At 71.8% G+C, this 11,301-nt stretch carries 9 protein-coding genes; 6 read left to right on the forward strand and 3 right to left on the reverse strand.

Translation table 11 applies throughout. The features are described 5' to 3' along the window. From PUT80_RS45450 to PUT80_RS45460, 3 genes are all read right to left on the reverse strand, one after another. A partial coding sequence (locus PUT80_RS45450) for a DNA cytosine methyltransferase (protein WP_275295837.1) occupies positions 1-996 on the reverse strand: 996 nt, incomplete at its 3' end. Positions 997-1,137: 141 nt separating this feature from the next. Continuing rightward, positions 1,138-2,277 carry a DNA methyltransferase gene (locus PUT80_RS45455; RefSeq protein ID WP_183127682.1) on the reverse strand — a complete coding sequence of 380 codons (1,140 nt, stop codon included), beginning with the start codon at positions 2,275-2,277 and terminating at the stop codon, positions 1,138-1,140. 68 nt (positions 2,278-2,345) lie between these two features. Beyond that, positions 2,346-3,158: a hypothetical protein gene (locus PUT80_RS45460; RefSeq protein WP_229857917.1), complete on the reverse strand. Its 813-nt coding sequence runs from the start codon at positions 3,156-3,158 to the stop codon at positions 2,346-2,348. Between PUT80_RS45460 and PUT80_RS45465 the strand changes: the two genes are divergently transcribed. From PUT80_RS45465 to PUT80_RS45490, 6 genes are all read left to right on the forward strand, one after another. Beyond that, complete coding sequence (locus PUT80_RS45465) at positions 3,151-3,339, forward strand: hypothetical protein (RefSeq protein WP_101436261.1); 189 nt, start codon at positions 3,151-3,153, stop codon at positions 3,337-3,339. The genes PUT80_RS45460 and PUT80_RS45465 overlap by 8 nt on opposite strands. 643 nt (positions 3,340-3,982) lie before the next feature. After that, entirely contained in the window at positions 3,983-5,065 is a 1,083-nt protein-coding gene (locus PUT80_RS45470; RefSeq protein WP_101436262.1) for a hypothetical protein, read from the forward strand. A 218-nt stretch (positions 5,066-5,283) separates the two neighbouring features. Then, positions 5,284-5,604: an MMCAP2_0565 family pilin-like conjugal transfer protein gene (locus PUT80_RS45475; RefSeq protein ID WP_101440869.1), complete on the forward strand. Its 321-nt coding sequence runs from the start codon at positions 5,284-5,286 to the stop codon at positions 5,602-5,604. A 429-nt stretch (positions 5,605-6,033) separates the two neighbouring features. Next, positions 6,034-8,052, forward strand: coding sequence for a type IV secretion system protein (locus tag PUT80_RS45480; RefSeq protein ID WP_246370405.1), 2,019 nt, complete (start codon positions 6,034-6,036; stop codon positions 8,050-8,052). A gap of 12 nt (positions 8,053-8,064) precedes the next feature. Further along, positions 8,065-9,384 carry a PrgI family protein gene (locus PUT80_RS45485; protein ID WP_183127684.1) on the forward strand — a complete coding sequence of 440 codons (1,320 nt, stop codon included), beginning with the start codon at positions 8,065-8,067 and terminating at the stop codon, positions 9,382-9,384. A 7-nt stretch (positions 9,385-9,391) separates the two neighbouring features. Continuing rightward, entirely contained in the window at positions 9,392-11,257 is a 1,866-nt protein-coding gene (locus tag PUT80_RS45490) for a conjugal transfer protein TraC (RefSeq protein ID WP_144644217.1), read from the forward strand. The last annotated feature ends 44 nt before the right edge of the window (positions 11,258-11,301 follow it).

The following is an 11,301-nucleotide window of genomic DNA, read 5'->3' on the forward strand; positions in this document are numbered from 1 at the left end:
CAGGCCCCCACCCCACCGGGGAAAGACAGCTACGAATCCCCCCCCCCCCCCCCCCGAATTTGTGTTGCTGCGCAACACATTTCCTTCGCCGGTGGCGATGGCGTGCTGAGTGCGCGTGCGCGGTCGGGAAGGGACGGCCCGCCGTCGTGCGTTGTGTGGGTGCAGTTCTTCGCGTCCGAGGCCGTCGGAGTCGGCAGCCGCACCGAATCGGTCAGCGTCACGCACCCCGCCGGGATCGGACGGCCCGGATTCGTCACAGTCTGGATCGCCGCCGACCGCGAGTCCGCCGCCGTCGGCGTCGGCAACAACTGGCCCGGCTTCACTACCGAGTCGACCGCGTCGTTGAGGTTCACCTGATGCCCGCCCGCCCGGCGCCGCGCCGGATCGGCCGGACCGCGTGGCTCGCCGTCGCGGGCCTGCGGCGTCGGCATCATCCGCATCCCGTCCCGGCTGGGGGACGGCACACAGGAACACGCGCTCGCGCCGATGGGCGGCTCCGATGTCGGCGGCTCGTACGCAACGCCAGACCGCGTCATACCCCGCTTCGGCCAGCCCGCCGAGTACACGGTCGAGGCCGCCGTTTTTCCATCGGAGGGCGGCGACGTTCTCCACGACGACGAGGCGTGGTCCCAGTACGCGAATGGCGTCCAGGATGCTGCTCCACAGTCCACTGCGAGCGCCTTTCTCGATACCCGCGCGCCGACCGGCGGCGGAAATGTCCTGACACGGAAACCCCGCCGTGAGCACCTCGACCGGTGCGACGGAGGCGAAGTCGACCGCACGTAGATCGCCGAGGTTCACCACGTCTGGCAGCCGCGCGGCGAGGATCGCGGCGGCGTGCGGATCGACCTCGGAGTACCAGGCGATCCGGCCGCCGAGCACGGACGCGACGCCGAGGTCGAGTCCGGCTAGCCCGGTGCACAGCGACCCGATGACCGGGCCTTCGGTCGCGACGAACCGCAGCGGATCGACAGCCTTGGTGTGGCGCTCAGGCATGGTGTGCCTCCCGCGCCTGGACTCGCCGATCCGAGGCAGCGTTCGGCGGTGGGCAGCGGTGGCGGGCGACGGCGCGCCGGGCGGCGGCGGGACGCCGATAGCGGGCGTCCCAGCCGCAATCCCGGCAGTGCACGAGCGTGCTCACGCCTGCCACCGCCCGCTACCCTCGACCCCTCCTCGCGAAGCGACCTGACCGTCGTCCGGCGACGCCGGAAGCGAGGTGCTGCGGGGCACGAGGGGCTTGGCAAGCACGACGACGTCCTCGTGCGAAATCAAATGCAACGGCAGGCCCTGCTCGCGCTGTTTACGGATGAAGTCGCGCTGGAAGAAGCTGCCGCGGGCGACCAGCTCGCGGTCGGCGACCCGGGCCAGCAAGGCGACGCAGCGTTCGACCGGGACCAGGCCGGCGGCCTGGCCGCAGGCGATGATCTGCGAGGGCAGGTCGATCAGTTCCGAGTGCTCGCGCCACGGCCGCACGGTGATCGCGACGTGCCCGCCCGGGCGCAGCACGGCCGCGCAGCCGGTCAGGATGCGGGTGAACCCCGCCAGCAGCCGGTGGTGGCCGACGTTGGCCAGGTTCCCGCGATCCAGCGCCGAGCCGTAGCGGTGGTGGTACTTGTGCACCTTGCCGTCCGGTGAGTCCGTGCCGGCGGTGACGACCTGCCCGTGCGTCGACGGACCGTACGGCGGGGAAGTGACCACCAGCGCGACCTGCCCCCGGTAGCGCTCGGGCAACAGGAACGGAAGCTGGCGGGCGTCGCCGTGCACGATCTCGCCGTCGTGGTCGTGCCCGCGTTCCCGGGCCAGCTCGAGGTTGGCGCGGGCGACGCTGACCCAGTGCGGTTCGTACTCCACGCCGACCGCGCGGCGCCCGGCGTCGATCGCCTCCACGAGGGTGGTGCCCGATCCGGCCATCGGGTCGAACACCACCTCGCCGGGGCGGGTGTACTGCCGGATGGCGTGCGCCGCCACGGCCGGGAGCATCTTCGCCGGGTGCGCGGTGGAGTCGGTCACGTAGCGGCCCTTGCGCTGCGCGGCCGGGGAGGTCTGCGCTGTCGCCCACACCGACAGCGGCAACTCGCCCGCGTCGGTCACCCCGGTCACGGCGGCCGGGTCGGTCGGGTCGGTCGGGTCGCTCCCGGCCGGGGCGCTCGTCTGCCTCGTAGTGGTGTGCCCGGCCGTGTCCAGGGCCTCGATGAGCGCGCGCGAAATCGGCACGGTCGGGTCGTCACCGCCGTGGGAGGTGGAGCCGGTCGATGCCGAAGGGTGCTGGTGGGACATGAGCGTGGTGCCTTTCGCGGGTGTGGGGACGACCGACAGGGGCTCGGGCGAACGCGACGAGGACGGGGTCATTGGCCGCCTCCGGCGGCGGGCCCGTACCCGTGCGCGGCACTCGCCGGACCGGTCTCGGGTGGCGGCGCGGCAGAGTCGGCCGGTTGCGCAAACGCAAGGACGTCGCCGTGCACGCGCAGGTGCGGCGCGGGCAGCCCGCGCACCGTCGCGCGGTGCCGGGCGCGGTCGTACTCGGCGGCCACCGCCGCGCTCGGCGCGGCGTGCAGACGGCCCTCGCGGACCGGGGTGTGCAGGGCGACGATGTGCTGCAGGTAGAGCAGATCGGCGTGCTGCGCGGCGGCCACGATCGCGCCGGTCGGGTCGACCAAACGCCCCCGCGTCCAGTCACTGTGCGTATACACCGCGAAGATGCCGCCATGCCGTAGCCGGTCCGCCGCCAACAGCGCGAGCCGGTCCAGCGACACCGTCTCGGCGGCGTGTGCGGGCAACGACACGAGCACCAGATCCGCACGCCCGCCGACGTCCGATTCCGGCGCACCCGACCCCGCGAGGGCACCGGTGCGCGCCGGGATCGACGGCGATCCTGCGAGGGCCGCGGATGGGTCGGCGGAGTCGGTGACCAGGTCGGCCCAGAACGGGCGCGACGACGTGACGGAGACATCCGTGCGCGGGTCGAGAGTGAGCGTGTCGGCGGTGCGACCGAGTGCGCGCACCGCCTCGCGCGCCGCGTCCATCGACGCGGCACCGGTCGTCGTGGCGCCGTCTGTTCCGGGGGTCGTGACCGTGGTCGACGCCGTGCCGATGTCGACCAGAACGACCCGCGCGCCGGGGTCGGTGAACGCCCCCGTGATGGTCTCGACGATGGGCACCGGCCATGCCGCGTGGGCGTCGACCGGTTCGGCTCCGCACGTCCACACCGTGGCGGGAGTCGGCGCCGCCGACGAGGTCGTCGCGCGCCGGCGCGCCGGTGCTGATGCGCCCTCGGGACGCGAGGTCGCGCGGGTCGGCCGGGCACCCGCCGCGGTGGTGCGAGAGCGGGCTCCGGGGTAGGGAGCGCGGTCGCCACCACGCCGGGTGCGCGGCGGACGAGTCGAGTCTCCACGACGACCAGGACGGCCATCCGGAGACTGCGAACGCTGGGCCATGAGAGGTCCTCCTCGGACGAGAACAGCCGGGCGGTGACCGGCTTGGTTCGTGCTGTCGTGGGGCAATACCGGGAAAACCCCGAATTTGCGACACGCTCTCGCCGAGAAATTTGAAAATGTTCGCTTCACCCTTCTCCGGCCAAGCCCCAAGACGAACCAGGAGCAAGGAATTAAGATGGGACTTCTTGATGACAACCCTGTCAGCGGCTTCCGGTGAAACGGCGACGATCCAACTTTTTGTTCCGGTCGCCACGCGGAGCGCCTCAACGACCCTCGACCGCCCTCCGCCTTTGAGTCGCTACTCATGGCTACCGGTGCCACGGGGCGTTTCATCCCAGTTCAGGGGACTGATTACAGGCGCCTCAAAGATCGACAACGCCGCCGGGCCCCCCTTTTGCGGCGGTGATTGAAATTTCACATACCTATAGTTTGAGGCGCTTTTGAGGCGCTTTTGGCACGGTTTTGAGGCGCTTTTGAGGCGGTTTTGAGGCGCCCTCGATGGCTTGCTGACGGCTCACCAATCGGTCGCATTTACCAGGGGAGCTGTCATGGATTTTCCCTCGCGTGAAAACGAGGTCGCCGAACGCGTGTACTACGTGCGCGCCAATCCCGATTTCGTCAAAGACTCCGATGTATTCGCGATGGCGCGCTCGAGCTTCGCGTGGCTGGTGACCGGACCGGAGCCGGTCAGCGTCGACGGCCGCGAGATCCCGGGATTGCCGCCGCGTCTGGTGCCGCTGGACGAGCTCGGCACCATGCTGCTGGCCGAGGATTGCACGCAGGCCACGCGCGACGCCGCGTGGGCGTATCTGATCACCCGTGCCCGCACCGAGGGCGGCACGTGGACGGTGGCGTGTGTCGGGCTGGCGCTGCCGGTGCTGCTGCGGGTCGCGGCGATCGTGACCCGCCGATTCACCGGCGACACCCACGACCTCAACGCCGCCGTGCTGACCGGGTTCCTCGCCGAACTGCGCGAGGTCGATCTGATCCGGCCGGCGATCCTGGCGCGGCTGTACTACGCGGCCTACCGGGAGGGGCGGCTGGCGCTGCACGACGCCGTTGGCGGCCCAATCCCGGCCGGGGATCTGGTGTTCGATTCCGCCCCGCCGCCGCGCCCGGAAGGTCACCAGGATCTGGTGCTGGCCACAGCGGTGCGGGCCGGCGCGATCACCGCCGACGAGGCGGGCCTGATCTCCGAGACCCGCGTCGGTGAAACGTCGCTGGCCGAGGCCGCGCACGCGCGGGGCATGACCTACAAGGCGACCGCGAAGATCCGCGAACGCGCCGAGCCTCGCCTCGCCGCCTACCTGATTGAGCAGTCCGCGGACGCCGCCGCGACATCGCCGGCCGAACAGTCGGACTCGCCTGCCCCGCCTCGCGTGCGCCGCGGCCCGGCCCGCACGCGCCGGACCGAGCAGACCACCGGCACCCGCCGCACGAGGTTACGCAACGTGACCAGGGGCGGAGCGGTGCCGGAGAAAAAAGTTCGCCGAACCGTGTCGCAAAACGGCCCGAAATCCCGCATTGCCTCGCGCGGGACCCGCCTGCCCGCAGACCGCCGTTCCCGCGCCCGCCGCACCAGCTCCGGTCCGGCCGCGCACACCAGCCGGGAGGTCCGCTCATGCGACTGACGCCCCTTCGCCGCCATCATCTCCGCCCACCCGCACGCCGTACCGCGTCCAGCCGTCCCGGTTCCCCGGCCACCACGCCGCGACCGCGTACGACACAGCAGCGGGCCACGACCACAGCCGCGCACCACGCCGGGAGTCGCTGCGCGGGTTCCGCCGACACCACGGCCGCGCCCACCCCGGCGCGGCCACGACGCGGTGCGCACCGCCGCCGCGTCGTCCTGCTCATCGGGTGGCTGGTCGCCGCCGGTGTGCTGCTGACGTCCTCGGTCGCGCGAGCGGAGACCGTCCAGATCGTCGCGCTCGCCCAGACCGTCGACCAGGTCCTCAACAACATCCGCAACTGGATCATGGGGATCCTCGCACTGGTCACCGTCGTGTTCCTCACCATCGGCGGCCTGCGCTACCTCATGGCCTCCGGTGACCCCGGTGAAGTCGAGAAGGCCAAGGGCGCCTTCAAAGCCGCCGGCATCGGCTTCGGGCTCGCCGCGCTCGCCCCGCTCGTGGTCGAGATCCTCAAGGGCATCGTGGGCGGGGTGTGAGCCATGGCCGCACATCGCCACACACCCACAGCCCGGCGACGCGACCCAGCTCGGCGCCCCACGACGACGCCGATCGTCCGTCCTTCCCGCGCCACCGATCCGGGCCGTCGCAGTGACAGCGCGAGCACCGGGCCCGGCCGCGACGAGCGGCTCATGGTCGGTCCACCCACGGCCCCGGCGAGGCGCCGTCGCGGGCGCGACGGCTGGGGACGCTGGATGCCCAGGCGGCGCTGGGCCCGCGCACTCGCGGTACTGGTGCCGCCGCTGGCGGCCATAGCCGGAATCGCACTCACCGCCTCGGCTGCACCCGGGCCCACATCTCAGCCAGCGGCAGCGGCCGCACCGCTGGCGCCCGCGCAACCGCCGGTGTTGCCGCTGCCTCCGGTACCGCAGCCCAGTTGCGGCCCGGGCTCGGCCGACCCCGCGTGCATGCTGCCCAGTAACACTCAGCCGCCGAAGCCGTCGGGTCTGCCGAGCACCCCGCTCGTGCCGCCGTCGCAGCCGCCGGTGTCGTGTTTCCCGGGTGCCTTGATGCCCGAGTGCGGACCGCTCGGTGGCACCCCTCCGCCGACCACGTCGGTGCCCGCACCGTGCGAAGGGCCGAACTGCATTCCGCAGCCGACTCCGATCGATCCACGCGGCCCCGGGCACACTCCGGGGCCGGGCTCGGGCAACGGAGACCGGCCCGACGAGTGCGGCCTCACCGACCCGATCGCTTGTGTCACCGAAGGCATCGACAGCTTCTTTCGCGGTGTCGTCACCGACGCGCTCAACCCGCTGCTGGAGTTGCTGGGCAAGACCCTGCTGACCACGCCCGAGCCGAGCGCGCTGCCCAGCGTCGGGCAGCTGTGGACCGAGTCGTGGCAGATCCTGCTCGCCGTCTACGTGATCATCGTCCTGGTCGCCGGGATGGTCGTCATGGGCTACGAGACCCTGCAGACCCGCTACACCATCAAGGAGATCGCGCCCCGCGTTGTCATCGGGTTCCTCGCCGGAACGCTGTCGCTGTTCATCGCGACGAAGGCAATCCAGATCGCCAACGCCCTCGCGCAAGCGGTGATGGGCTCCGGCGTCAGCCCGGAGGCCGCGGGCAAGGCGCTGACGGACATGGTCCTCGGCGCGCTCAACGGCGGCGGCCTGTGGCTGATCTTCATCGGCTTCGCCCTCGCGGTGATGATCATCATCCTGCTCATCACGTTCATCGTGCGGGTGATGCTGACGATCCTGCTGATCGCGGCGGCGCCGATTGCGCTGATGTGGCACGCCCTGCCCCACACGGAGGGCATCGCGCAGGCGTGGTGGAAAGCGTTCGGCGGGGTGCTGGCCATCCAGGTCGGCCAGTCGCTGGCGATGGTCGTGGCGTTGCGGACCTTCTTCGCCCCCGGCGGGTTCACGGTGTTCGGCCCGAACCTCAACGGGCTGATCAACCTCTTGCTGTGCCTCGCGCTGATGTGGGTGCTGATCAAGATCCCGTTCTGGTGCCTGCGTCCGATGAGCAGCGGGCGGCGCTCGATGCTCGGCTCGCTGGTGCGCGGCGCGATCGCCTACAAAACGATGGGCCTGCTCGGCGGCGCCAGCTCCCTGTTCGGCGGCAAAGGCGGCAAAGGCGGCGGCCCCCGCGGGAGGGGCGGCGGCGGTGCCCCGGCGGACCCGCCGTCCACGCGCTCGGGCCAGTTCATGCTGCCGATGCGGGTCCGCCGCACACGGCCCGCGCCACGTCGGTCACCGCACCTCGGCGAGCTGCCAGGCACCGGAAGCGGCGCGGACCGCAGGCCCGGTCCCGGGCAGATGTCGCTGTTCACCACGAGCGGCTCCGGGGACGAGCGTGAGGTGGCGGCGAACCCACGGGCGCTACCGCCGGACTCGCTGCCGGGCGCGCTGCCGCGTGATCAGCTCGGGTTGCCGATCACCACGCGGCGGGATCCGGATCGGGTCGGGCGCCGGTCGCTGGCCGACGATCTCGCCGAGCGGCGCGGCGGTATGCCGCCGGTGTCGCAGCCGGGGTTGCTCACCTCGGACGGGCGGATCAACCGCAACGCGCGCCCGCCCGCGCACCTGCCCCGCGCGTTGGTGGCGCCGAACGCCGGGATGCTGCCCATCCACCTGCGTCCCGCGCCACCGCGCACGCCTCGGCGGACGGTGGCCGACGACCTCGCCAACCCCACACCGCCGCCGCGGCAGACCGGGCCCGGACTGATCACCCCGTCCGGCCAGATCAATCGCGCGGCCCGCGCCCCACGCCGCCCTACGCGGGATGCCTACACCGGAAACCGGCCGCTGGCCTCGGGCCAGTACCCGCTGCCGCTCGGCGTGCGCCGCGAACCCAAGCCCAAGCCGCCACCGGCCAGTGGCCCGGGCACCTCGGCACCGCCACCGAAGCGCCGAGCCGGAACGCAACTGCCCCTGCCCCTGGACCTGCCCGGTCGCCGGGGCCCGAAGAAGAAGTGAGGTCGCATCGCCATGACTTCTCCAGTGCGTGTGCCCGCCGACGTCGACCGCCCGGACCGGGTACTCGGGCCGCTGACCGCCCGGCAACTCGCGATCCTCGGCGTCGCCGGGCTGCTGCTCTACGGGCTCTACAGCATGACCCGGTCTCTGGTGCCGCTGCCGGTGTTCCTGATTTTCGCGGTGCCGGTGGGGCTCGCGGTCACCGTGCTGGCCCTCGGGCAGCGTGACGGGCTTCCGTTGGACAAGCTCGCGCTCGCCGCCCTCCGGCAGCACCTGTCCCCTCGGCACCGGGTCGCCGCCCCCGAAGGCGTGCGCGCGGCCCCGCCGTGGCTGACCGCCCAGAAATCCGAGGCGCGAACACGAGGCCGAGGGCGGCACCCGGCCTCGGCCGAGCCGGTGTCTCCGGCGCCGCTGGAACTCCCGGCCAGCGGTGTCGCCGACACCGGCGCGCAGGCCGGGATCGTCGACCTCGGCACCGACGGGCTCGCGGTCATCGCCGTGTGCAGCACTGTGAACTTTTCCTTGCGTACGCCCGGGGAGCAGGAGGCGCTCGTCGCGTCGTTCGCCCGCTACCTGCACTCCCTGACGGCGCCGGTGCAGATCCTGGTGCGGGCCGAACGGCTTGATCTCGCACCGCAGATCGCCGAGTTGCGTGCCCGTGCCGGCGGGCTTCCGCACCCCGCGCTGGAAGCCGCGGCGCGGGACCACGCGGACTACCTCGCCGAGCTCACCGCGCAGGCGGATCTGCTGCGCCGCCAGGTGCTGCTCGTGCTGCGCGAACCTCTGCGCACCGGTCCCACGCCCGCTGCCGCGTCGAGCATGTTGCCGTGGCGGCGGCGCCGCAGCGACGAGCAGTCGGTGGACGACGGGGTGCGGCAGGCGGCCGAGCAGCGGCTGGTGCGCCGCCTCGGCGAGGCCACGGAGCTGCTCTCCCCCGCCGGGATCGTCGCCACCCCGCTCGATGCCGCCGCCGCGACCGGGGTGCTGGCGGCGGCGTGCAACCCCGACACCTTCCTGCCGCCGTCAGCGGGGCTTGCTGGGGCCGACGAGGTCGTCACCGCCACCACCACCTTCACCGACCTCTACGGCCCCGACGAACCCGCCGACGACACCGACCTCGCGGCGCCGTCTCGCCCGGTCCGCACGACGCGCACACCCACGGCGCCGTCATCCCGGCGCCGCGCTCCAGCGACGAGCCCACCCCGCGGCCCGTCGACTCGCGGCCCCGAACCCTCCCGCCCGGCGACCTCCCGATCCAGCCGGTCGCAAGCGGGGCCCTGGCTGCCCGAGGACGAGGACTGGGACTACGACGACGAACTCGAAAGCAGGTAGACCACTCATGGCACGCACCAGAAACCACACGCCCGGACACCGTTCCGGGTCGGCGGGGGCGTTCACTCCCGACTCGTTGTCGGTGGCCGCCCGACACCTGGAAATCGGCAACGAGTTCGTCGCCTCGTTCGGCGTCACCGGCTATCCGCAGGAGGTCTATCCCGGGTGGCTCGCCCCGCTGTTGACCTACCCGGCGCGGTTGGACGTCTCGGTGCACGTCCAGCCGGTGGATCCGGCTACCGCCGCCAGCGGGCTGCGCAAGCAGCGCGCGAAGCTGGAGTCGTCCCGGCGGCACAACGCCCGCCATGACCGGCTCGACGACCCCGAGGTGGACGCCGCCGCCGAGGACGCCGCCGACCTCTCGCGGCGCATCGCGCGCGGCGACGGGCGCCTGTTCCGCTTCGGGCTCTATCTGACCGTGCACGCCCCGGACGAGAAGGCGCTCGCCGAAGAGGTCTCGGCGCTGCGGTCGTTGTGCGCGTCGTTGTTGCTGGACGCGAAACCCGCGACGTATCGGGCGTTGCAGGGCTGGGTGTCCACGTTGCCGCTCGGGCTGGACCCGCTGGGATTGAAGCGGACATTCGACACCGCCGCCGTGTCGGCCGCGTATCCGTTCACCTCGCCGGATCTGCCGCCGACCGACCCGACCACCTCGGCCCCGTCCGGGGTGCTCTACGGCTACAACGTCGGCAGCTCCGGGCTGGTGCATTGGGATCGGTTCGCCTGCGACAACTACAACTCCGTCGTCCTCGGTAGGTCGGGCGCGGGCAAGAGCTATTTCGTCAAGCTCGAGACGCTGCGCAGCCTCTACCGCAACCTCGGCGACGACGAGGACGGGTGGGCCTCCGACGGGGTGCAGGCGTTCGTCGTCGACCCCGAGGACGAGTACGCCCGCCTGGCCTCCCAGGTCGGCGGCACCTACGTGCACCTCGGCGCGGGCGGAGTCAGGTTGAACCCGTTCGACCTGCCCGTGCACACCGACGCACGCGGGCGGCGCACCGCCCCGCAGGACGCGCTCAAGCGGCGCAGCCTGTTCCTGCACGCCGTGCTCGCCGTCCTGTTCGGTGCCGAGGTCACCGCCGCCGAGCGCGCGGTGCTCGACACCGCGATCACCGCCACCTACCACCACGCGGGCATCACCGACGACGCCCGGACCTGGACACGCCCGGCGCCGCTGCTGCGCGACCTGCGCGACGTGCTCGCCTCCTCCGGTGACGGTGGTAATGCGGTAGCGGCCGATCTGGCGGCGAGGCTGCACCCGTTCGTCGACGGCGCGTTCAGCGACCTCTTCGACGGACCCACCACCGCCACCCCGGACGGGCACCTCGTGGTCTTCTCCCTGCGGGACCTGCCCGACGAGCTGCGCCCGATCGGCACCTTGCTCGTGCTCGACGCCGTCTGGCGCCGCGTCTCCAACCCCGCATACCGCCGGCCCCGACTCGTGGTGGTCGACGAGGCGTGGCTGCTGATGCAGCAACCCGAAGGCGCCCGCTTCTTGTTCCGGATGGCCAAAGCCGCCCGCAAACACTGGTGCGGGCTCACGGTGGCGACCCAGGACACCGCCGACGTGCTCGGCAGCGACCTGGGCAAGGCCATCGTGAGCAACGCGGCCACCCAGGTGTTGTTGCGCCAGGCGCCCCAAGCCATCGACGAGATCGCCGAGACCTTCGACCTTTCCGCCGGAGAGCGGCAGTTCTTGTTGTCCGCCGACCGCGGGCAGGGCTTGTTGTCCTCGGGGACGCAGCGAGTGGCGTTCCAGTCGCTGGCCTCGCCCACGGAGAACTTCCTGGTCACCACTTCCCCAGAGTTCCTCGCAACTTTACCCGAATCTGAGCGGAACTCTGGGTATTTGGTGCTTGACGATGATAGCTGAATCCCGGAGTTGGGGAACTATGGAATCGTCATTCCTTTGTGGAT

This window comes from Amycolatopsis sp. La24 (assembly GCF_029087445.1).
Lineage (GTDB): Bacteria > Actinomycetota > Actinomycetes > Mycobacteriales > Pseudonocardiaceae > Amycolatopsis > Amycolatopsis nivea.